This is a genomic window from Halobellus sp. LT62 (assembly GCF_037031285.1).
Classification (GTDB): domain Archaea; phylum Halobacteriota; class Halobacteria; order Halobacteriales; family Haloferacaceae; genus Haloquadratum; species Haloquadratum salinisoli.
Genome location: NZ_JAYEZO010000002.1, coordinates 102,764 through 123,784 on the forward strand (window position 1 = coordinate 102,764; position 21,021 = coordinate 123,784).

Sequence of the window (21,021 nt, forward strand, 5' to 3'; positions counted from 1 at the left end):
TCGCTGACGCCGATCCGACGCGATACTTTTTGTACGATCACGACCAAGCGCGGTCCGTGACGGTCTACGAGAGCGACCTCCCGGGCGTCGGAAAGAAACACGAGATCGATTTACCGGACGGCACACAGCTCGTGGTCGTCACCCATAACGACGGGCGGCGAGAGGTGTTTCTGCGCGAGACGTCCGACAGCGACTCGGAGAAGCTGTTCGAGCTCCCCGACGACTTGGCGAGACAGATCGGGACGATCTTGGAAGGGGCGTACTTTCAGCCGGTCCAATCGCAGAACATCGAGACGCTGCTCGGCGGTGACACGCTCTTAGAGTGGGTCGAGGTCGACGCGGACTCACCGATCGTCGGCCAGACGCTCGGCGAGTCTGACCTCCGCGCGGAGACCGGCGCGTCGGTCGTCGCGATCGAACGGGGACAGGACGTGATCCCGTCGCCCGGTGGCGACACGACGATAGAGGCGGGCGACACGCTCGTCGTCGTCGGTACCCGTGCGAACTGTGCGGACTTCGAATCGCGCGTGACCAGTGCATAATGGCGGCAGGGCTCTTCGAACTCGGACAGGTGTTCGCAGTTCTGGCAATCTCCGGAGCGCTCGCGCTCCGGATCGGCCTGTCGGTCATCCCGCTGTACGTGGTCGGTGGGATGCTCGCCGGTCCCTTCGTCGCCGGTCGGTTCGGTCTCCCGCACGTGCCCGAAAGCGAGATGCTCACGATCCTCGCGGAGGTCGGAATCGTCCTCTTGCTGTTCTTTCTGGGACTGGAGTTCAGCCTCGATCGACTGTTGGCCGCACGATCGCGAATCACCCGCGCGGGCGTCGTCGACGCCGCGATCAACCTCCCGCTCGGGATCGCGCTCGGTCTCGCACTCGGTTGGTCGATCGTCGAGGCGCTGCTGCTCGGCGGGATCGTCTACATCTCCTCGTCGGCGATCATCACCAAGACGCTGATCGACCTCGGCTGGATCGCCAACGACGAGGCCGACCCGATCCTCGGGACGCTGGTCTTCGAGGACCTCTTTATTGCAATCTATCTCGCGATCGTCGCCTCGCTCGTCCTCGGGGGAACCAGTGCGGGACTCAACGGCCTCGGGCGGTCGCTGGCGATCGCGTTCGGCTTCCTCGGTGCGCTACTTTTGGCCGTCCAGTACGGCACGGCGTTCTTCTCTCGCGTCCTCGATGTCGCCGACACCGAGTCGTTCGTTCTCCGGGTACTGGGCGTGGTCGTTCCCATCGCCGGATTCGCGCTGTCGATCGGCGTGAGCGAAGCGGTCGCGGCGTTTTTCGTCGGGATGGGCTTTTCGACCAGCGGGCACCGCGAGCGGATCGAACGACAGCTCACGTCCGTCCGCGACGTCTTCGCCGCGGTCTTTTTCTTCTGGATCGGCGTCGGCACCGACCCGCGACTCCTCGTCGGCGTCGCCGTCCCGCTCGCGGCGGCCGTCCTGTTGACGACCCCGGCGAAACTGCTCTCGGGCTACGTCGGGGGTCGCGTCTACGACCTCTCGGAGCACCGTGCGCTCCGGGTCGGCATCGGGCTGGTGCCGCGCGGGGAATTCTCGCTCGTCATCGCCGCGCTCGCAGCCGGCGGATCGACGACGGTAATGCAGGAGACGATCCCGGCGCTCGCCGTCGGCTACGTGCTCGTGATGAGCGTGTTCGGAACGCTGTTGATGCAGCGTTCGGACGCCGTCGAGAGCGTTCTCGCTCGATTTCTCCCCCTCGGTACCGACGCCTGACCACGGCGGGAAGCCCCGACAGAAATTCCGAGTTGTCCCAGATAGAGCGCGTTGACCGACCTCCGCACCGACTACAATTTCAGCACGCTGTGGATGTCGTTGCCGCCGAGGAGGTTCGTACGCCTCGTTGACCTTTTCCAGTGTATACTCCTGCGTGATTAGCTCGTCGAGCAGGTAGTCGTCGTCGATCGGCCGTCCAGCGGCGCTCTGTCTCGAAAACGTTTAGTACGACGCGTCTGTTTCACACTCCTAATGACGCGTCTCTCTCGGATGCGCACTCGCGCCCCGTCGAGAGTCGCGACTCCGTTCGCCTCGGCGCTTACTATTCCGATTTCCGCCGAGACGACCGACGCCGCGCGACGACCGCGACGACGGGCCCGTTAGGCCCACTATTACCTCTCCCACTGTCGTATCGAATCAACTCACAAGCGAGTAGCGTCTCTATAGGCATTGCTGCGATTTAATTTCTAAACTTTAAACCGTGTATTTTATACGGATGAGCGTTCGAATCGGAGATATAATGACAAGCGTGGCACTCGCGTTCTCGGGCGGCCTCGACACGACAGTCTGCGTCTCGCTCCTGCAGGAGGAGTACGGCTACGACGAAGTCGTCGGCGTCACCGTCGACGTGGGGCAACCCGAATCCGAGTTCGAGGAGGCACAGGAGACCGCCGACGCACACGGTCTCGACCTGCACGTCGTCGACGCGAAAGACGAGTTCGCGGATCTCTGTTTCGACTCCGTGCGCGCGAACGCGACGTATCAGGGCTACCCGCTCGGCACGGCGCTCGCGCGCCCGGTCATCGCGAACGCGATCCTCGACGTCGCCGAGGCGGAGGGCTGCGACGCCCTCGCGCACGGTTGCACCGGCAAAGGAAACGATCAGCTCCGCTTCGAGGTCGTCTGGCGCGCCTCCGACCTCGACGTGATCGCGCCCGTCCGCGAACTGGAACTCACCCGCGAGTGGGAGCAGCAGTACGCCGAGGACAACGACCTCCCCGTCCAGTCGGGCAACTCCGGCGTCTGGTCGATCGACACCAACCTCTGGAGCCGCTCGGTCGAGGGCGGACAGCTCGAAGACCCCGGATACGTGCCCCCCGAGGACATCTACGAGTGGACCGACGACCCCGCGAACGCCACCGAGACAGAGGTAGTGGAAATCGCGTTCGAGGACGGTTACCCCGTCGCGCTCGACGGCGAGGAGCTCTCGCCGCCGGAGCTCATCGCGGCGCTGAACGAGCAGGCCGGCAAACACGGCGTCGGCCGCACGGATATGATGGAAGACCGTATGCTCGGGCTGAAGGTCCGCGAGAACTACGAGCACCCGGCGGCGACGACGCTTCTCACCGCCCACGAGGCGCTCGAACAGCTCGTCCTCACGAAAGACGAGCGCGACTTCAAGCGCTCGATCGACGCCGAGTGGGCCCAGAAGAGCTACGAGGGCCTCGTCGATCACCCGCTCGTCGGTGCTCTGGAGGGTTTCATCGACGAGACGCAGACGCGCGTCACCGGCACGGTGACGATCAAGTTCCAGGGCGGGCAGGCCCGCCCGGTCGCCCGCGATTCGGAGTACGCCGCCTACTCCGAGGACGCCGCGTCGTTCAACACCTCCGGCGTCGGCGACATCACCCAACAGGACGCGACCGGCGTCGCGAAGTACCACGGGTTCCAGTCGCGCCTCGCGAACGCCGCCATCGACGCCGTCGAGGGCGACGCGGACGAAGGCGACTGGGAGTGAGCGATGACGGGCGAGGGTGCTGACAACGGGGAAGAACGTTCGAGCGTCGTCCGCCGCGACCGCTTCAGCGGCGGCCCCGCCCGCGGCTTTATGTCCAGTCTCGCGGCCGACGAGCGCATCTTCGCCGCCGACCTCGCCGTCGACCGCGCGCACGTGGTGATGCTCGCCGAGCAGGATATCGTCGCTGACGACGTCGCCGGTGAGATTCTCGCCGCGCTCTCCGACGTCGAGTCCGCGGGCCACGGGGCGCTCCCCGACGGCGAGGACGTCCACGAGGCGATCGAGACGGCCGTCGTCGAGCGCGTCGGCCCCGACGGCGGCAAGATGCACACCGCGCGCAGCCGCAACGACGAGGTCGCCGCGTGCATCCGCTACCGCCTGCGCGAGGACCTGCTCGACGCGATCGAGGCGACGCTCGCGCTCCGCGAGGCGCTCGTCGAGGTCGCCGCCGAACACGTCGACACCGTGATGCCCGGCTACACGCACCTCCAGCCCGCCCAGCCGACGACGGTCGCGCACTTCCTGCTCTCCTACGAGTCGGCGTTCGCCCGCGACACCGCGCGCCTGTTGGACGCCTACGGCCGGGCGAATCAGTCGCCGCTCGGCGCGGCCGCGTTCGCGGGCACGCCGTTCGACATCGACCGCGAACGCACGGCCGAGTTGCTCGGCTTCGAGGGCGTCGTCGCGAACTCGATGGACGCCTCCGCCGGTCGCGACTTCCTCGCGGAGTCGACGGCGGCGCTGACGACGCACGCGGCGACGCTCTCGGGCCTCGCGGAAGACCTCGTGATCTTCGCGAACAAGGGCTTCGTCGACCTCGCCGACGAGTACTCCTCGACGTCGTCGATTATGCCGCAGAAGGTCAATCCCGACACCCTCGAGCTCGTCCGCGCGGTCGCGGGCGACGCCGTCGGCGGCCTCTCCGGACTCCTCACGACGCTGAAAGGACTCCCGCGCGCGTACAACCGCGACCTCCAGCGCGCGACGCCGCACGCGTGGGAGACCGTCGACGCGGTCTCGGAGGCCACCGCGGTCGTCGCGGGCGCGGTCGCCACCGCAGAGTGGCCCGAGGAGGCGCTCGAAGCGGCGGCCGGCGACGGCTTCTCGACGGCGACGGGTGTCGCCGACGCCCTGGCGATGGCGGGCGTGCCGTTCCGGACGGCCCACGAGGTGCTCGCGGCGGCGGCCGAGCGCGCCGACGGCGAGACGCCCGACCTCGCAACACTTGACGCGGTCGCAGCCGACGTGCTCGGCGAGTCCCTCTTCGAGTACGTGAGCCGCGAGCGCGTCGAAGCCGCGCTCGATCCCATCGAGAGCGTCGCCAGCCGCGATTCGCTCGGCGGCCCTGCTCCATCCGCAGTCGCCGCACAACTCGACGACGCCGGCACGGCGCTCGCCGCCGACCGCACGACCTACGACGATCGCACGACCGCGCTCGACGACGCCGCGGAGTCGCTGGAGGCGGAGGTGGAGGCGTATGCCTGAGCGTCCACCGGTCCCACCGTCACCACCGCGTCGGCGATCGCGGCCGCGACGGTCCCCTCCCGGGGACATTCATATATGAAATCAGACATAGATTTCACACGGGCGTATCCTTCGACTGTTCTGCGCCGTTAGTGGTTTCACTGCTCGGGTAATTTATCCGACAACTTCGATGGGTTTAAGTCGCTTCCTCGCCCATCGATCGGTATGGCAGAGACCATCACCGCAGAAGACCCGCTGACCGGAGAAGAAATCGAGATCCCCGCCGACGTCGAGGTCGGCGAAATCGTCGACAGCCCCGCGACCGGCGCGGAGCTGGAGGTCGTCTCGGTCGACCCGATCACACTCGAAGAGGCCCCCGAGCTCGAAGAGGACTGGGGCGAATAAGATGAAAGTTGGGCTGCTCTACTCCCGGATTCGGAAGGACGAAAAGCTCCTCCTCACGGAGCTCCGCGAGCGCGGCCACGAGGTGGAGAAGATCGACGTCCGGAAGGAGCAGTTCAACATCGCCGAACCGCCGGAATCGCTCGAGGGGGTCGACCTCGTCGTCGACCGCTGTCTGGCGACGAGTCGGAGCCTCTACACGACGCAGTTTTTGGACGCGTACGACATCCCGGTCGTCAACGGTGCCGAAACCGCCGACATTTGTGCCGACAAGGTGAAAAACAGCCTCGCGCTCGAACGCGCGGGCGTGCCGACGCCGAACACGGAGGTCGCCTACACCGTCGACTCCGCGATGGAGACCATCGAGGAGTTCGGCTACCCCTGCGTGATCAAGCCCGTCGTGGGCTCGTGGGGTCGCCTGATGGCGAAAGTCGAATCGCCGTCGGCCGCCGAGGCCATCCTCGAACACAAGGCGACGCTCGGCCACTACCAGCACAAGGTGTTCTACGTGCAGGAGTTCGTCGAGAAGCCCGGCCGCGACATCCGCGTGCTGGCCGTCGACGGCGATCCGGTCGCCGCGATGACGCGCTCGTCGGACCACTGGCTCACCAACGCCGCGAAGGGCGGCAAAGTGGCCGAGTTCGACCTCGACGACCGCGCCCGCGAGCTCGTCGAAGCCGCCTCCGACGCCGTCGGCGGCGGGCTGCTCGGCGTCGACCTGATGGAGACTGGTTCCGATTACACGGTCCACGAAGTAAACCACACCGTCGAGTTCAAGGCGCTGAACGACGCGGTCGACGTCGACGTTCCCGCGACGGTCGTCGACTGGCTCGAATCGAAAGCCGAACAAGCCACCGGGACGGAAACAGCCGTATGAGTGGTGACGATTCACACGCGGACGCCGGGGACGACGCGGCCTACACCGCCGCCGTCGTCGGCGGCTCCGGATTCACCGGCGGCGAGCTCCTGCGCCTGCTGTATCAGCATCCCGAGTTCGACGTCGTGCAGGCGACGAGCAGATCGAAGGAGCGCAAGACCGTCGGCCACGTCCACCCGAACCTCCGCGAGATGGACCTCCGTTTCACCTCGCCGGAGGAACTCGAATCCGTCGACGCGCTCTTCGCGGCGACGCCGCACGGCGTCTCGATGGAGCACATCGACGAGTTTCAAGACGCTGCCGACACCGTCGTCGACCTCTCGGCGGACTTCCGCCTCGATACGGAGGAGCAGTACGACGAGTGGTACGACGGGCACGTCTGTCCCGAATACCTCGAAAAGTCGGAGTACGCCCTGCCCGAGATCAACCGCGAAAACCTCCCGGGGGCCGAACTCATCGCCTCCGGCGGCTGCAACGCCACCGCGACGATCCTCGGGCTGAAGCCGCTGTTCGACGCCGGCATTCTGGAGGGCGACGAGCAGGCCGTCGTCGACGTGAAGGTCGGTTCCTCGGAAGGCGGTGCGGGCGGCGGCGATGCCTCCAGCCACCCCGAGCGCTCGGGTATCGTGCGCCCGTACGCGCCGACCGGCCACCGCCACGAGGCCGAGATCGAGCAGTTCCTCGGGCTCTCGGTCTCGTTCACCGTTCACGCCGTGGATATGATCCGCGGTGCGAGCGCGACCTGTCACCTCTTCCCGAGCGCGCCCGTCTCGAAGGGTGACCTCTGGAAGGCCTACCGCGACGCCTACGCCGACGAGCCGTTTATGCGGACCGTCGCCGGCGGTGGCGGCGTCTACCGCTACCCCGAGCCGAAGGCCGTCGCCGGGACCAACTTCGGCGAAGTCGGCTTCGAGATCGACCCCGGAAATAGAAGACTGGTCGTCTTCTCGGCGATCGACAATATGATGAAAGGCTCGGCCGGACAGGCCGTCCACGCCGCGAACATCGCGCTCGGCATCGAGGAGACGGCTGGCTTGGAGTTCACGGGACTCCACCCCGTCGGCGCGCCCTGACGACAATCGACTTACACGTACCACGACGTACACGTATGACCACCGAACCCACCACACACGACGATTCACGCGACGCCCGCCAGACGCAGCAGTTCGGACCCGAGGCGGCGCGACCGCTTCGCACCGACGGCGGCAGCGAGGAGTCGCTCCCGCCGGTCGTCGTGAAGGTCGGCGGCGCTCGCGCGGTCGACCCAGCGGGCGCGGTCGAGGACGTCGCCGAACTCGTCGAGCAGGGGAGGGAAGTCGTCGTCGTTCACGGCGGCTCGACCGCCGTCGACGACACGCTCGAAGAACTGGGCGAGGAGCCGACGTACGTCGAGACGCCCGGCGGCGTCGTCGGTCGCTTCACCGACGAACGTACGATGGAGGTGTTCTCGATGGTGATGCCCGGCAAGCTCAACACCGACCTCACGGTCACGCTCCGCGCTGCCGGTGTGGACGCGCTCGGCCTCTCCGGCGTCGACGGCGGCCTCCTGACCGGCCCGCGCAAGTCGGCCGTTCGGGTCGTCGAGGACGGGAAAAAGAAAATCAAGCGCGGCGACCACTCCGGGAAGATCACGGGCGTCAACGGCGCGCTGCTGGAGACGCTGCTCGGCGACGGCTACACGCCGGTCGTCACCGTGCCGATGCTGGCCGACGACGGCGTCGCGGTCAACGCCGACGCCGACCGCGCGGCGGCGGCCGTCGCCGGCGCGCTCGGCGCTGAACTGGTGGTCCTCACCGACGTTTCCGGCGTCTACGCCGACCCCGACGACGCGTCGACGCTGATCGAATCGGTCGCGACTCCCGCGGAATTTGATACACTGACGGACGCCGCGGAGGGCTTTATGACGAAGAAAGTGATGGCGGCGAAGGAGGCGCTCGACGGCGGCGCGGTGACCGTCATCGTCGCCGACGCGAACGCCGACGACCCCATCATCGCGGCGCTTGACGGCGGCGGCACGCACATCCACGCCAGCGCGGTCGCCGATCCCGACGAGGGGACTGACGCCGAGGACAGTGACGCCGAGGAGACGGAGGTGACACAATGAGCGGCGGCTTCGTCTTCTCCGAGAAACCGATTCAGATCGAGTCCGGCGACGGTGCGTACCTGTACGACACGAAGGGAACCGAGTACCTCGATTTCGGGGCCTCCTACGCCGTCACGCCGCTCGGACACTCGCATCCGGCCGTCACCGAGGCGATTCAGGAACAGGCCGAGACGCTGACCTACGTGCAGGCGTCGTACCCCGTCGAGGTCCGCACCGAACTGTACGAGAAGCTCGCGGCGCTCGCGCCCGGCGACATCGAGAACGTCTGGCTGTGTAACTCCGGGACCGAGGCCAACGAGGCGGCGATGAAGTTCGCCCGCGCGGCCACCGGCCGCTCGAAGATCGTCGCGACCAAGCGCGGCTTCCACGGTCGCACGATGGGCGCGCTCGCGATGACGTGGAAGGACAAGTACAAGAAGCCGTTCGAGCCGCTGGCCGGCGGCGTCGAGTTCGTCCCCTACGGCGACGGAGAAGCGCTCGCCGAAGCCGTCGACGACGAGACCGCGGCGTTCTTTGTAGAGCCCGTACAGGGAGAAGGCGGCATCCACCCCGCCACGACCGAGTACCTCCAGCACGCACGCGAGGTGACTGACGAAGCGGGCGCGGCGCTCGTCTTCGACGAGATCCAGACCGGCGTCGGACGCACCGGCAACCTCTGGGCCTGCGAGGGCGTCGGCGTCGAGCCCGACATCCTCACGTCGGCGAAGGGGATCGCGAACGGCCTGCCGCTCGGTGCGACCCTCGTGAAAGACTGGATCGCGGATAATCCCGGCGACCACGGGTCGACCTTTTCGGGGGGTCCCGTCGTCTGCGCCGCGGCGAACGCCACGCTCGATACGATCGTCGACGAGGACGTTCCCGCGCACGCCGCACACGTCGGCGAGTACCTGCGGAGCGAACTGGAGGCGGCTGCGGAGACCCACGACCTGCCCGTCCGCGAGGTGCGCGGTTCGGGGCTGATGATCGGTATTCAGATCAAGCGCGGCGCGAACCGCGTGCTGAAGAACCTCGCGCTCTCCGAGCAGGTGCTCGCGCTCCCGGCGGGTCGGACGGTCGTCCGCCTGCTCCCGCCGCTGACCATCGACGAGAGCCACGCCGACCAGTTCGTCGAGTCGTTCGCGGAGGTGCTGGGATGAGCGCCGAACTCGACGACGAGGAGGTCGCCGACGGCGAGTCGGTCTCGGCGACCGAGGGAAACGCCGTCGGCTTCGGGATGAACCACGGCGTCTTCGACGTACAAGAGAATCTCACCGAGGGGCTGACCGAGGCGCAGACGCTCTTGGCGGATCTCGTCTCGATTCCCTCGCCGTCCGGCGAGGAGACCGCGGCCGCAGAACGCCTGAAGGCGTTCTTCGAGGCGCACGACCGCGAAGTGTGGATCGACGACGTCGGCAACGTCCGCGCGCCCGCCGACGACTCGGTGCTTCTCACTTCCCACATCGACACCGTCCCCGGCGACGTGCCGGTGAAGATCGAGAACGGCGTGCTCTGGGGTCGCGGGAGCGTCGACGCCACGGGACCGCTCGCGTCGATGGCCGTCGCGGCCGTCGAGACGGGCGTCTCCTTCGTCGGCGTCGTCGGCGAGGAGACCAGTTCTCGCGGCTCGTGGCACCTCGTCGAAGACCGCGACGCGCCCGAGGCCGTCATCAACGGCGAGCCCTCCGGATGGGACGGAATTACGCTCGGCTACCGCGGCTTCCTCTCGGGGACGTACGTCTCGACGAGTGAGTTGGGTCACTCCTCGCGTCCCGAGGACAACGCGATCCAGTCGGCCGTCAACTGGTGGTCGAGCGTCGCGGACTTCTTCGACGAGGACGAGTCCGACGGCGTCTTCGACACCGTGACGACGAAGCCGGTCCGCTTCGACGGCGGGCCCACCGAGGACGGCCTCGCGGTCGAGGCGACCGTCGACGTGCAGTTCCGCGTCCCGCCGAAGTTCACCATCGACGACATCCGCGAGGTCGCGGAGGGTGAACTCACCCGCGGCGGCGTCCACTGGGAGAAGCCGATCCCGCCGGTGATGACGAGCCCGCGCACCGAGGTCGCCCGCGCGTTCCGCGTCGCGATCCGGCAGGCCGGCGGGGAGCCGCGCTTGCTCAGAAAGACCGGCACCAGCGATATGAACATCTTCGCCGGCGCGTGGGACTGTCCGATGGCGACCTACGGCCCCGGCGATTCGGATCTGGACCACGCGCCGAACGAACACCTCGACCTCGCGGAGTACGACAGCGCGATCGACGTGCTCGTCGACGTCTGCGAGCGCCTTCAGAAGCAGGAGTGAGACAGGATGCTCGAAACCGACCACTTCCTCGACATCGACGACCTGACGACCGACGAACTGCAGACCGTCCTCGACCGCGCGTCGGCGATCAAAGCCGGCGAGGACGACACGCGATTGCCCGATCAGACGCTCGGGATGCTCTTCGAGAAGCCGAGCACCCGAACGCGGATCTCCTTCGAGACCGGGATGACTCAGCTCGGCGGGCACGCCATCTTCCTCGGTCCCGAGGACATCCAGCTCGGCCACGGCGAGCCGCTGTCTGACACCTCTCGCGTGCTCTCCCGGTACGTCGACGCCGTGATGGCGCGGCTGTTCGACCACGAGGACCTGATCGAAATCGCCGAGTACGCCGACGTTCCAATCGTCAACGGCCTCACCGACGACGCGCACCCGTGTCAGACGCTCGCCGACCTGCTCACGATCAAGGAGGCCTTCGGCGGCTTCGACGACGTGCGGGTCGCGTGGGTCGGCGACGGCAACAACGTCGGCCAGTCGCTCGTGATCGGCGCGGCGATGGTCGGGCTGGATCTGACGATCTCGACGCCGGAGACGTACGGAATGGCCGACGCGGTGCTCGAACAGGCCGCCGAATTGGGCCACGAGCCGACCGTCGTCGAGGACCCGAAAGACGCCGTCGACGACGCCGACGTCGTCTACACCGACGTCTGGATCTCGATGGGGCAGGAGGACCAGCGCCACGAGAAGCTCGCGGCCTTCGACGGGTATCAGGTGAATAAGCGGCTGCTCGCCGACTCCGACGCGCAGGTGATGCACTGTCTGCCCGCCCACCGCGGCGAGGAGATCACCGGCGACGTCTTAGAGTCCGAGCGCTCGCTCGTGTGGGACCAAGCGGAGAACCGCCTGCACGCCCAGAAGGGGCTGCTCGTCGAACTGCTCGACGCCTGAGCTCCGACGCGACTCGAAGCGTCCGCGCTCCGCTTTTTGAGCTAGTCGTCCCTGCGGAGTCTGACCGCCGTCGCGAGCGCGACAGCGACGACGGCCGCGACCGTCACTCCCGGGCCGAAACCGGGCGTTTCCGTGTCGGTCTGGTCGCCGTCGCCGCCCGCATTCTCGGTCACCGTCACGTCGATCGTTTCCGCGGTTTCGTTTCCGAGGCCGAACGCGTAGGTGCCGGGCTCGTCAAGTCTGATCGCCGTTTCGATCGTCGACGACTCGTTCGCGTCGAGTCTGACAGTCCGGGTCTCGATGGGATCGCCCGCACGGGTGAACGTGAGGTTCGTCTCGCCGGGGTAGTCGGCGTCGTTTCGAACGACTGCGGAGAGTCGGACCCACTCGCCGGCCGGCAGGTCGGTCCGGTTCGCGGTGAGGTTCGACGCACGCGCGGTCGCCGGCTCGCGGACTTCGACGCGGAGCGTCACGTCGCCGACGGAGACCGTGCGGACGCCGGTCCGCTCGAAGGTGTGTGCGAACGTCAGCGTGTCTGATTCCTCGGGGGCGAGCCGTCCCGACTGCGTCGACACCGACTCGTCGTCGACGTGGAGCGTCGCCTCGTAGTCCCCGCCACCCCCGACGTTGGTCGCGACCACGTCGACGCTGAGGCGCTCGCCGGGGACGAGGGTGAGTCCGTCGACGTCGACCGAGCGGTTTCGGTACGCGCCGGAGACGCGGGCCGAGTCCGGACCCGACGCGATCGCGTACGTGACCTGCGTCGGGATCGATCCCTCGCCGAACGCCTCGCGGTGTTGCGTGGCGTTCCACATCGCGGGCCGGTCCGTCGTGGTCGTGTACCGCTCTCCGAGTCGGGCGACGTCGTCGCCGCCGGCCGCCCGGAGAGACGCGCGGACGTCCGCCGCGTCGACCTCCCCATCTCTGGCGTTCATCCGTCGGTAGACGTCTTGCAGCGACGCGTCGCCGTCGCTCGCCAGTCTGACCCGTCGGTCGAGTTCGCCAGCGACGAGCGCGCCGACGTAGTAGTTCGCGTTCTGTCGCCAGGTGTCCGGCCGCGTCATCACCGAGCCGTCGTACTCGCCCTCCCCGTGCGCGATCCGCGAGCGGAACGTCTCGTAGTCGATCCGCTCCGCTTCGAGCGACAAGAGCGCGGCGTAGTAGACGGCGCTTGCCTCGGTGAACCATCGGGCGTCGTCGGCCGCGACGTACCCCTGTCGGGTGTGGACGTACTCGTGGAGCCAGACGTTGTTCGCCTCATCGAGGCGCTCGAAGTCGCGGACCCACACGTCGGCTCCGCCGGTGTGGAGGCCGCGGACGCCCCACTGCAGGCCGTCCGGCGTCGGCGCGGCGACGACGAAGACGGTCTCGTCGCGGTCGCCGACCCGAAGCCGGTCTGAAGCGTCCGAGAACGCCGCGAACAACTCTTCCGGCGACTCTTCGAGGTCGGCCGCTTCGGGGACGATCAACCGGAACGTCTGCCCGTGTGCGGTGTGGGTGTACTCCTCGTGCGGTCCCAGAAAGCCGATCGTCGATCCGATCGCGCCCTCGTCGGTCACTGCCGATCGATCGAGGCCGACGTCGCCGCCGCCCGTCCACGACCAACTGTGGGACGATCCCGGCCGCGTGATGAGCGCCCACTCGCCGACGTCGACGAACGTCAGCCGACCGGGACCGCCGATCGGCCCGGTCTGCTCGACGGTGCGGTTGGCCGCCATCCGATAGTCGATCGTCGGGCGCTCCGTGGAGCCGTCCCACTCGTAGGTCCGCCCTTCCTGTCGATCGAAACCAGACGCGGCGACGACGGTCGATTCCGGCGGGAGCGTCACCTCGAGGCCCCGGAGCTGATCCGGGAGCCGATAGCGGTGTGTGACGTCGTACACGCCGGGCTCGTCGGGGACGAGTCGAAGACGCTGCGTGAGTTCGACGTTCGAGTCCGACACCGACGTCCGATCGACGTCCGTCGAGGACACGGAATCCGCCGCCGTCGCACTCTGGCTGACGTCCGGCGTGCCGTCGGGCCCGAGCGTCGCCGCTCCCGCCGGAGCGAAACCGACGCTGCCGACGAGGACGAGCACTCCGACGAACAGGCACGCCTCCCGCAGCCCCCGGCCCATAGGATGCCGTTGTACGTGAGCGTTATGAGCGTGCCGCCTCCGGTCAACGTGCCGCTTTTACCGCTCGATTTTTCGACTACGTCCGCAGCGCCGCGTAGACGACGCCGAGCACCGCGCCGTAGACGACGTGCCCGACGAGGCTCATCACGTTCACGTTCGGCAGCGGCGGGTTCGCCGGCGATCCGACGGCCGAGAGCCAGACGGGCATCACGAGTACGGCGAGTACGACTCAGAGGACGACGCCGTAGCCGATGCCGAGGGCGACGGTGCTTCCCGTCGTCAGCCCAGACCGCGTCGCCGCGACCGCGGCGAAGACAACACCCAGCACCGCGCCGTGAGCGACGTGGATCGCGAACCCCGCAGCGTCTCCAGAGAGGAAGTACATCGAGGTAATCGCGACCTCGATGACGGGGCGCGTCTGCATCACCATCAGCGCTCCCATCACGATTCCGGCGACGATTCCGGCGACGACGCCGTACTGCCACGCCCGGTCTTCCGTCTGTACTGCGCTCGTTGTGCTTGTTTCGGTTTCCATAAGCGAGACAACCGCTGCCTCCCGAATAATAGCATCTCGGGGGCGCGTTTGCGACGCACAAGACCGGAAGTGATATGTTGAATGATAGCGTATCTCAATGGAGGCCGGCCCGGACGCCTCGCGCGTCCGAGCCTTTTAATCGCAGGGGGGCCCAGAACTCACCGTGTCGACGACCGACGAGTACGAGCGGTTCTTCCCCTACGAGGAGCCGTACCCGAACCAGCGCTCGGCGATGGCCGAGATCGCCGAGGCGCTCGACGACGAGCGCGACGTCCTCTTAGAGGGCGCGCCGGGAACCGGCAAGACGCTCTCGGCGCTCGTGCCGGCGCTTTCGTACGCCCGCCGGACGGACAAGACGGTCGTCATCACGACCAACGTCCACCAGCAGATGCGGCAGTTCGTCGCGGACGCCCGCGCGATCACGCGCGAGGAGCCGCTGCGGGCGGTCGTCTTCAAGGGTAAGTCGTCGATGTGCCACATCGACGTCGAGTACCAGGAGTGCCAGACGCTGCGAGACACGACGCGGACGCTCGTCGAGAAGGAGGGCGAGCGCGCCGAACTGAACGATCAGGCCGAGGCGCTGCTCGATCGGATCCGCGAGGGCGCAGACGGCGCGGGCGAGGCGCGAAGCTCCGTGACCGACGAACTGGACGCGGTCGAATCCGAGCTCGAGGAGCTCCGCGACGGCAACGTCTGCGAGCACTACTACAACAACCTCACCGCGAGCAACGACGAGTTCTTCGAGTGGCTCTTCGACGACGTTCGAACGCCCGAGGAGATCTACGAGTACGCCGACGAGAAACAGCTCTGCGGGTACGAACTCCTGAAGGAGGGGATGGAAGCGGTCGATCTGGTCGTCTGCAACTATCATCACCTCCTCGATCCGAACATCCGCGAGCAGTTCTTCCGGTGGCTGGGCCGCGAGCCCGAGGAGGTCGTCACCGTCTTCGACGAGGCCCACAACATCGAGTCGGCCGCGCGGGATCACGCCAGCCGCGCGCTCACGGAGAACACGCTCGAAGAGGCGCTCACGGAGCTCGACGACACCGACGACTCCCGCGCGGAGTCGGCCGAAAACGTTCTCTCGGCGTTTCTGGGCGCGTTGCGCGCGACGTACGACGACGCGCTCGGCTTCGGCGAGCGCGAGCAGGTCGCCGACGACTGGCACGACCTCTCGATCGCGAACTCGGATCGAAGAGACGACCTGACGCTCGCCTTTCTCGACCGCTACGAGGGCCGCGGGATCGACACCGAGGTCGACCTCGCGCTGCAACTCGGGCGGACGCTCGATCGGGAGTACGAGGAGGCGTACAAGGAGGGACGCACGACGACGCGCTCGGAGTGTCAGACCCTGCAGGCCGCGGAGTTCATCGCGGCGTGGATGGCCGACGGCGCGAAGCTCGGTCAGCATCCGATGTGCTCGGTGCGACGAGACGGCGGCACCGACGAGGTGTACGGCCGCGCGGAGCTGTACACGTGCATCCCGCGGGAAGTGACCGAGACGCTGTTCGCGGAGGTCCACGCCAGCGTCCTGATGTCGGCGACGCTGCGCCCGTTCGACGTCGCCGCCGACGTGCTGGGGCTCGACGATCCCGTGACGATGGCTTACGGGCTCGAATACCCGGAGGATCGCCGCCGGACGCTGGCGGTGGAGGCCCCCGCGCTGTTCAGCTCCGAGCGGTCGGACCCGCAGACGCAGGCGGCTATCGCGGACGTACTCACGGACGCGGCGCGCTTCACGCCGGGGAACACGCTCCTGTTTTTCCCCTCCTACGCCGAGGCCGAGCGCTACCACGACCGCCTGCGCGGCCGCGCGGAGGTGACGAGCGACCTGCTCCTCGACGGCTCGGACGTCGACACCGAATCGCTGCGGCAGTCGTTCGTCGCGAGCGACGACGCGACGCTCTTTACGTCTCTCTGGGGCACGCTCGCGGAGGGGGTGAGCTTCGACGGCGACGACGCGCGGACTGTCGCGGTCGTCGGCGTGCCGTACCCGCATCTCTCCGAGCGGATGGAGGCGATCCAAGACGCCTACGACCGCGCGTACGACGACCGCGAAGAGGCCGGCTGGCGCTACGCTGTCGAGATTCCGACGATCCGAAAGACCCGGCAGGCGCTCGGACGGGTGATCCGCGCCCCCGACGACTACGGCGTCAGGCTGCTCGTCGACAAGCGCTACACCCAACAGAGCGTCGAGATGGGCAAATACGGCGTCAGAGAGAGCTTCCCGCGGGAGGAGCGGCTCGAACTCGTCGACGTCGCCCCCGGGAAACTGAAGTTCTCTATGTTGAACTTCTACGCCGACCTCGACGCCTATTCGGGCGAACCGCCGCGACCGTAGGCGGGGATTGGTGCGTCCGGCGGACGGTTCCTCACCGCAGCGGAATCCGCGCGGCGGCCTCGCGGTACCGCGAGTCCCAGACGTGCAGTTCCGTCGCCGTCCATTCGATCGGATCGATCGAGGTTCGCCCGACGAGGTTGTCGGCGTCGTCGACGCGCCCGCCGCGGGCGAGCGTGACGTGCGGGACGTAGTCGTCGCCCTCGATTCCGGAAACAGTCCCGAACGACTCGCAGAGCCGGCGGTGCAGCGCCTGCAAGTCGTCGCTCTCGACCGCGAGGAAAACGACGGGTCCGGCTCCCCGTGTGGGCGTCTCGAAGTAGTCGAGGCCGGTCACGCGGAGGTCGATCCCGCCCGAGCCGCGCCGCTGTGTTGCGCCGTGCTGTCGGAGTAGCGGGCGAAGCCGCTCCCGCAGCCGGGGCAGCGAGTCGGCGTCGTCGTCGAGCGCGGTGTCGAAGCGCTTCGCGACGAGCGTGTGGCGCTCGCGGATCCGCTCGAAGCGCGAGAGCTCCGGGTGCAACTCGGCGGCGACGCGCTTGAGCCCCCCCGGCACGGGGACGTTCAGACTGAACACGGATTGGGGTGCGCGCCCGGCGGACAAGAACGCTCGGACTTCAGATCCGATCGAGCAGCCAGAGTACGATGAGGACGATTATGACGAGTCCGAGGAGGGGACCCAAGACGCCGATCAGAAATCCGAAAGCCGTGTCGAGTATCTCGATCACGAGCCAAACGACAAGGAGTGCGAGGACGATCTTCAGGAGGTCCTCGACCTCCAGTGCGCCGCGGTCGGTGCCGGGTATCGGGAGACGCATAGGCGATCCCTCGTTTGCGACCCTGAAGTGCCTTCGGGTGAGTTCCCCCGCTCGATTGCGATCGCGCGCCCAAGGTCGATCTCTCATCCGCGGGACATCCTTAATGCCACAGCGTCACAAGAACCGCTATGGCCAACGTCTTCCGCGAACTCGGACGGCTCTCCACGCGCGGGTCGCCGGGATGGCTCCTCCCCGCCGCGGCCGTCGTCGCCGCCCTCCTCGCCGCCGGCGTCCTCTTCGGCGGCAACCCGATGGCCGTCGTCGGTCTCGTCGTCCTCGCGCTGGCGATCGCGGCCGTCTACAGCGCCGTCGAGATCGTCGACGCCTACGACAAAGAGGCGCTGACGGTGTTCGGCGAGTACCGCAAACTGCTCGAACCAGGTATCAACTTCATCCCGCCGTTCGTCTCGCGAACGTACCCCTTCGATATGCGGACGCAGACGCTCGACGTTCCCAAGCAGGAGGCGATCACGCGCGACAACTCCCCGGTCACCGCCGACGCCGTCGTCTACATTCGCGTGATGGACGCCAAGCGGGCGTTCCTCGAAGTCGACGACTACACGCGGGCGGTCTCGAACCTCGCACAGACGACGCTGCGTGCGGTCCTCGGCGATATGGAACTCGACGAGACGCTCTCCGAACGCGAGAAGATCAACCGCCGGATCAACGAGGAACTGGACGAACCGACCGACGAGTGGGGGATCCGCGTCGAGAGCGTCGAGGTCAGAAGCGTCAAACCCAGCGCGGTGGTCGAGAACGCGATGGAACAGCAGTCCTCCGCCGAACGTCGCCGGCGCGCGATGATCCTCGAAGCGCAGGGCGAGCGCCGCTCCGCCGTCGAGCGGGCCGAAGGCGAGAAGCAGTCGAACGTCATCCGCGCGCAGGGCGAAAAGCAGAGCCAGATACTCGAAGCGCAGGGTGACGCCATTTCGACGGTGTTGCGCGCGAAGTCCGCCGAGTCGATGGGCGAGCGCGCGATGATCGACCGCGGGTTCGACGCGCTCACCCGGATCGGCACGTCGCCGTCGACGACGTACGTCCTCCCGCAGGAGTTGACGAGCCTCCTCGGGCGCTACGGCCGCGGACTCACCGGCGGTGCCGTCCAAGAGTCGGCCGGGCTGGAGAGCCTCGATTTCGACGCCGAGACGCGGGAACTCCTCGCTCTCGACGACGTCGACGAGATACTCGCGACGACCGACGGGATCGAGGGGATCGACGCTGTCGGCGACCTCTCCGGGCGCGACGACGGCGAAGCGACCGCCGAGACCGACGTCGATCTGAACCTCGACGCGTCGTACGACTCGTCGAGATAGAAGCTGTTAGGTGGATGGATTCCGTCGGTCGCGACGATGACAGCGCTGCTTCACCTCGGAGTCGAGCACCCGTCCGCACTGTGGCTCGTCGGCGTCGGGCTGCTCACGTTCGTCGCGGGACTACTCGTCAATCTCTACCGCTCCCGTCGATCGGACGGACCGCTCGACGCCGCGGATCGATAGCGTCCGACTCGAACGCGTCGGCGTCGTGGGTCACTCTCCGGCGTCGTTGTTTACGTCGGCGGCTTCGCCGACCGGAACGCCGTCGAGCGGATCCGAACCCGGATCGACGCCCTCGTCGCTCTCGTCGAGGGCCTCGCCCTCGGCGATTCCGAATTCCCCCCTGAGCGAGCGGATCCGATCGCGGATGTCGGCCGCGAGCTCGAATTCGAGGTTGTCGGCGGCTTCTTGCATCCTGTCCTCCAGATACGCGATCTGCTCGCGCGCCTCCTCGGGGTCGTCGGGGTCGTCCGTCGCGGACGCGCTCTCTCGCTTCCCGCTGCCGGGCAGGTTCGTCTCGCCGACTTCCTTCTCGATCGTCTTCGGCTCGAAGCCGTGTTCCTCGTTGTACTCCTGTTGAATCCGGCGGCGGCGACGCGTCTCCTCGATCGCGGCGGCCATCGAGTCGGTGGTCTCGTCGGCGTAGAGAACGACCTCGCCCTCGACGTTTCGGGCCGCCCGGCCCATCGTCTGCACGAGCGTCGTCTCCGAGCGGAGGAAGCCCTCCTGATCGGCGTCGAGGATCGCGACGAGCGAGACTTCGGGAATGTCGAGGCCCTCCCGCAGGAGGTTGATCCCGACGAGCACGTCGATGTTCCCCAACCGGAGGTCACGGATCAGTTCGTGGCGCTCCAGCGTGTCGGTCTCGTCGTGCATGTACGCGACGGCAACGCCGGCCTCGTCGAGGTATTCCGTGAGGTCCTCGGCCATCCGCTTGGTCAGCGTCGTGACGAGCACGCGCTCCTCGCGCTCAATGCGCTCGTCGATGCGGTGCATCAGGTCGTCGACCTGCCCGGTCGCCGCGGCGATCTCGACTGCGGGGTCGACCAAGTGGGTCGGACGAACGATCTGTTCGACGATCTGCTCCGATTCCTCGCGCTCGTAATCGCCCGGCGTCGCCGACACGTACAGCGTCCGATCGGTCTTCTCCTCGAACTCCTCGAACGTCAGCGGACGGTTGTCGTAGGCCGTCGGGAGCCGGAAGCCGTTCTCGACCAACGAGTCCTTCCGGGACTTATCGCCCGCGAACTGCCCGCGGATCTGTGGTAACGTCTGGTGGGACTCGTCGACGACGGTGAGGAAGCCGTCGGGGAAGTAATCGAGCAGCGTGTAGGGGGCCTCGCCGGACTCGCGGTCGGACATATGAACCGAATAGTTCTCGATACCCGAGCAGTAGCCGGTCTCTCTGAGCATCTCGATGTCGAACGTCGTGCGCTCCTCGATGCGCTGGGCGGCGACGAGGTCGCCCTGCCGCTCGAAGTACTTCACGCGCTCTTCTTTCAGCTCCTCGATCTCCGAGATCGCCTCCTCTAACTGGTCTTCCGGAATCGAGTAGTGTTCTGCGGGGTGGACGAGGACGGCGGGTTCCTCGGAGACCACCTCGCCGGTGAGGGGGTCCAGTTTGGTGAGGCGGTCGATCTCGTCGCCCCAGAACTCGACGCGGACCGCGTAGCGGCCGTACATCGGGTACACCTCGACGGTGTCGCCGCGGACGCGGAAGGTCCCCTGCTGGAAGTCGACGTCGTTGCGCTCGTAGTTCAGGTCCACGAGCCGCGCGAGCAGTTCGTCGCGGTCGAGGCGGTCGTCGCGCTCGATCCGAAGCGCCATATCGGTGTAGTTCTTCGGGTCGCCGAGCCCGTAGATCGCCGAGACGCTCGCGACGACGATGACGTCGTCGCGGGTGAGAAGCGACCGCGTCGCCGAGTGCCGAAGCCGATCGATCTCCTCGTTTATCGACATGTCCTTGTCGATGTACGTGTCGGTCTGTTCGACGTACGCCTCGGGCTGGTAGTAGTCGTAGTAGGAGACGAAGTACTCGACGGCATTGTCCGGGAATAGGTTGCGAAACTCCTCGTAGAGCTGCGCGGCGAGCGTCTTGTTGTGCGCGAGAACGAGTGTCGGCTGCTGGAGCTCCTCGACGACCCACGAGACGGTGTTCGTCTTCCCCGATCCCGTCACGCCGAGTAGCGTCTGCTCGTCCATTCCGGACGCGTAGCCCTCGGCGAGCTGCTCGATTGCCTCGGGCTGGTCGCCCGCGGGATCGAAGGGGGCGTCGACGCGGAACTCTCGCTCGGCGGTCGGTCTGTCCGGCGAGAGCGGGCTCGATCCGGAGGTGTCGCTCATTGGGCGCTGTTGGGGGTACAGGCACTTGAGGCGGTCGGTCGGGT

The 21,021-nt window shown here is 67.3% G+C and carries 18 protein-coding genes and 1 pseudogene; 14 read left to right on the forward strand and 5 right to left on the reverse strand.

Going from position 1 to position 21,021, the window contains the following annotated elements; translation table 11 throughout:
• Nucleotides 1–56 precede the first annotated feature (56 nt).
• The 11 genes from U5919_RS09760 to argF all read left to right on the forward strand — a co-directional run bounded on the left by U5919_RS09760 (nucleotide 57) and on the right by argF (nucleotide 11,516).
• Nucleotides 57–542, forward strand: a complete 486-nt coding sequence (locus U5919_RS09760) for a cation:proton antiporter regulatory subunit (RefSeq protein ID WP_336023985.1) — start codon at nucleotides 57–59, stop codon at nucleotides 540–542.
• Entirely contained in the window at nucleotides 542–1,744 is a 1,203-nt protein-coding gene (locus U5919_RS09765) for a cation:proton antiporter (protein ID WP_336023986.1), read from the forward strand. Before U5919_RS09760 ends, U5919_RS09765 begins: the two co-directional genes overlap by 1 nt.
• Nucleotides 1,745–2,264: 520 nt before the next feature.
• Nucleotides 2,265–3,482 (forward strand): argininosuccinate synthase, encoded by a 1,218-nt coding sequence (locus U5919_RS09770; RefSeq protein WP_336023987.1) that lies wholly within the window; start codon nucleotides 2,265–2,267, stop codon nucleotides 3,480–3,482.
• Nucleotides 3,483–3,485: 3 nt separating this feature from the next.
• Nucleotides 3,486–4,967, forward strand: a complete 1,482-nt coding sequence (argH, locus tag U5919_RS09775) for an argininosuccinate lyase (protein WP_336023988.1) — start codon at nucleotides 3,486–3,488, stop codon at nucleotides 4,965–4,967.
• Nucleotides 4,968–5,171: 204 nt separating this feature from the next.
• Nucleotides 5,172–5,351 (forward strand): lysine biosynthesis protein LysW, encoded by a 180-nt coding sequence (lysW, locus tag U5919_RS09780; protein WP_049985548.1) that lies wholly within the window; start codon nucleotides 5,172–5,174, stop codon nucleotides 5,349–5,351.
• 1 nt (nucleotide 5,352) lies between these two features.
• On the forward strand, nucleotides 5,353–6,225 hold the full coding sequence (gene lysX, locus U5919_RS09785) for a lysine biosynthesis protein LysX (protein WP_336023990.1): 873 nt from the start codon (nucleotides 5,353–5,355) through the stop codon (nucleotides 6,223–6,225).
• Nucleotides 6,222–7,298, forward strand: coding sequence for an N-acetyl-gamma-glutamyl-phosphate reductase (gene argC, locus U5919_RS09790; RefSeq protein ID WP_336023991.1), 1,077 nt, complete (start codon nucleotides 6,222–6,224; stop codon nucleotides 7,296–7,298). The genes lysX and argC overlap by 4 nt, the downstream gene beginning before the upstream one ends.
• 35 nt (nucleotides 7,299–7,333) lie before the next feature.
• On the forward strand, nucleotides 7,334–8,329 hold the full coding sequence (locus U5919_RS09795) for an acetylglutamate/acetylaminoadipate kinase (protein ID WP_336023992.1): 996 nt from the start codon (nucleotides 7,334–7,336) through the stop codon (nucleotides 8,327–8,329).
• Complete coding sequence (locus tag U5919_RS09800) at nucleotides 8,326–9,465, forward strand: aspartate aminotransferase family protein (RefSeq protein ID WP_336023993.1); 1,140 nt, start codon at nucleotides 8,326–8,328, stop codon at nucleotides 9,463–9,465. The genes U5919_RS09795 and U5919_RS09800 overlap by 4 nt, the downstream gene beginning before the upstream one ends.
• Complete coding sequence (locus U5919_RS09805) at nucleotides 9,462–10,610, forward strand: [LysW]-lysine hydrolase (RefSeq protein WP_336023994.1); 1,149 nt, start codon at nucleotides 9,462–9,464, stop codon at nucleotides 10,608–10,610. The genes U5919_RS09800 and U5919_RS09805 overlap by 4 nt, the downstream gene beginning before the upstream one ends.
• Before the next feature lie 6 nt (nucleotides 10,611–10,616).
• A complete protein-coding gene (argF, locus tag U5919_RS09810; protein ID WP_336023995.1) occupies nucleotides 10,617–11,516 on the forward strand; it encodes an ornithine carbamoyltransferase in 900 nt (299 codons plus the stop codon).
• Nucleotides 11,517–11,557: 41 nt separating this feature from the next.
• Here argF and U5919_RS09815 read toward each other — a convergent pair whose 3' ends face one another.
• Together U5919_RS09815 and U5919_RS09820 are read right to left on the reverse strand one after the other, a co-directional pair.
• On the reverse strand, nucleotides 11,558–13,633 hold the full coding sequence (locus tag U5919_RS09815) for a M61 metallopeptidase family protein (protein ID WP_336023996.1): 2,076 nt from the start codon (nucleotides 13,631–13,633) through the stop codon (nucleotides 11,558–11,560).
• Between the two features lie 76 nt (nucleotides 13,634–13,709).
• Nucleotides 13,710–14,168 (reverse strand): annotated as a pseudogene (locus U5919_RS09820) (DUF6789 family protein).
• A 163-nt stretch (nucleotides 14,169–14,331) separates the two neighbouring features.
• On the opposite strand from U5919_RS09820, the gene U5919_RS09825 reads away from it, so the two are divergent.
• Complete coding sequence (locus tag U5919_RS09825) at nucleotides 14,332–16,509, forward strand: ATP-dependent DNA helicase (protein ID WP_336023997.1); 2,178 nt, start codon at nucleotides 14,332–14,334, stop codon at nucleotides 16,507–16,509.
• A 31-nt stretch (nucleotides 16,510–16,540) separates the two neighbouring features.
• On the opposite strand, the gene U5919_RS09830 is transcribed toward U5919_RS09825, so the two are convergent.
• A complete protein-coding gene (locus U5919_RS09830; protein ID WP_336023998.1) occupies nucleotides 16,541–17,080 on the reverse strand; it encodes a 2'-5' RNA ligase family protein in 540 nt (179 codons plus the stop codon).
• A 40-nt stretch (nucleotides 17,081–17,120) separates the two neighbouring features.
• Nucleotides 17,121–17,321, reverse strand: a complete 201-nt coding sequence (locus U5919_RS09835; protein ID WP_336023999.1) for a DUF7554 family protein — start codon at nucleotides 17,319–17,321, stop codon at nucleotides 17,121–17,123.
• A 128-nt stretch (nucleotides 17,322–17,449) separates the two neighbouring features.
• Here U5919_RS09835 and U5919_RS09840 point away from each other — a divergent pair, with 128 nt between their 5' ends.
• Both U5919_RS09840 and U5919_RS09845 read left to right on the forward strand, forming a co-directional pair.
• Nucleotides 17,450–18,634 carry an SPFH domain-containing protein gene (locus tag U5919_RS09840; RefSeq protein ID WP_336024001.1) on the forward strand — a complete coding sequence of 395 codons (1,185 nt, stop codon included), beginning with the start codon at nucleotides 17,450–17,452 and terminating at the stop codon, nucleotides 18,632–18,634.
• A gap of 36 nt (nucleotides 18,635–18,670) precedes the next feature.
• Nucleotides 18,671–18,817 carry a hypothetical protein gene (locus tag U5919_RS09845; protein WP_336024002.1) on the forward strand — a complete coding sequence of 49 codons (147 nt, stop codon included), beginning with the start codon at nucleotides 18,671–18,673 and terminating at the stop codon, nucleotides 18,815–18,817.
• Between the two features lie 30 nt (nucleotides 18,818–18,847).
• Here U5919_RS09845 and uvrB read toward each other — a convergent pair whose 3' ends face one another.
• Nucleotides 18,848–20,977, reverse strand: coding sequence for an excinuclease ABC subunit UvrB (gene uvrB, locus U5919_RS09850; protein ID WP_336024003.1), 2,130 nt, complete (start codon nucleotides 20,975–20,977; stop codon nucleotides 18,848–18,850).
• Between the last annotated feature and the right edge of the window lie 44 nt (nucleotides 20,978–21,021).

What these genes read in the sequence shown, in the direction of transcription:
- U5919_RS09795 (WP_336023992.1), top strand. Translation starts at nt 7,334, where the DNA reads ATGACCACCGAACCCACCACACACGACGATTCACGCGACGCCCGCCAG.
- lysX (WP_336023990.1), top strand. Translation starts at nt 5,353, where the DNA reads ATGAAAGTTGGGCTGCTCTACTCCCGGATTCGGAAGGACGAAAAGCTC.
- U5919_RS09845 (WP_336024002.1), top strand. Translation starts at nt 18,671, where the DNA reads ATGACAGCGCTGCTTCACCTCGGAGTCGAGCACCCGTCCGCACTGTGG.
- uvrB (WP_336024003.1), bottom strand. Translation starts at nt 20,977, where the DNA reads ATGAGCGACACCTCCGGATCGAGCCCGCTCTCGCCGGACAGACCGACC.
- argF (WP_336023995.1), top strand. Translation starts at nt 10,617, where the DNA reads ATGCTCGAAACCGACCACTTCCTCGACATCGACGACCTGACGACCGAC.
- U5919_RS09835 (WP_336023999.1), bottom strand. Translation starts at nt 17,321, where the DNA reads ATGCGTCTCCCGATACCCGGCACCGACCGCGGCGCACTGGAGGTCGAG.
- U5919_RS09800 (WP_336023993.1), top strand. Translation starts at nt 8,326, where the DNA reads ATGAGCGGCGGCTTCGTCTTCTCCGAGAAACCGATTCAGATCGAGTCC.
- U5919_RS09815 (WP_336023996.1), bottom strand. Translation starts at nt 13,633, where the DNA reads ATGGGCCGGGGGCTGCGGGAGGCGTGCCTGTTCGTCGGAGTGCTCGTC.
- U5919_RS09770 (WP_336023987.1), top strand. Translation starts at nt 2,265, where the DNA reads ATGACAAGCGTGGCACTCGCGTTCTCGGGCGGCCTCGACACGACAGTC.
- argH (WP_336023988.1), top strand. Translation starts at nt 3,486, where the DNA reads ATGACGGGCGAGGGTGCTGACAACGGGGAAGAACGTTCGAGCGTCGTC.
- U5919_RS09805 (WP_336023994.1), top strand. Translation starts at nt 9,462, where the DNA reads ATGAGCGCCGAACTCGACGACGAGGAGGTCGCCGACGGCGAGTCGGTC.
- U5919_RS09840 (WP_336024001.1), top strand. Translation starts at nt 17,450, where the DNA reads ATGGCCAACGTCTTCCGCGAACTCGGACGGCTCTCCACGCGCGGGTCG.
- lysW (WP_049985548.1), top strand. Translation starts at nt 5,172, where the DNA reads ATGGCAGAGACCATCACCGCAGAAGACCCGCTGACCGGAGAAGAAATC.
- U5919_RS09765 (WP_336023986.1), top strand. Translation starts at nt 542, where the DNA reads ATGGCGGCAGGGCTCTTCGAACTCGGACAGGTGTTCGCAGTTCTGGCA.
- argC (WP_336023991.1), top strand. Translation starts at nt 6,222, where the DNA reads ATGAGTGGTGACGATTCACACGCGGACGCCGGGGACGACGCGGCCTAC.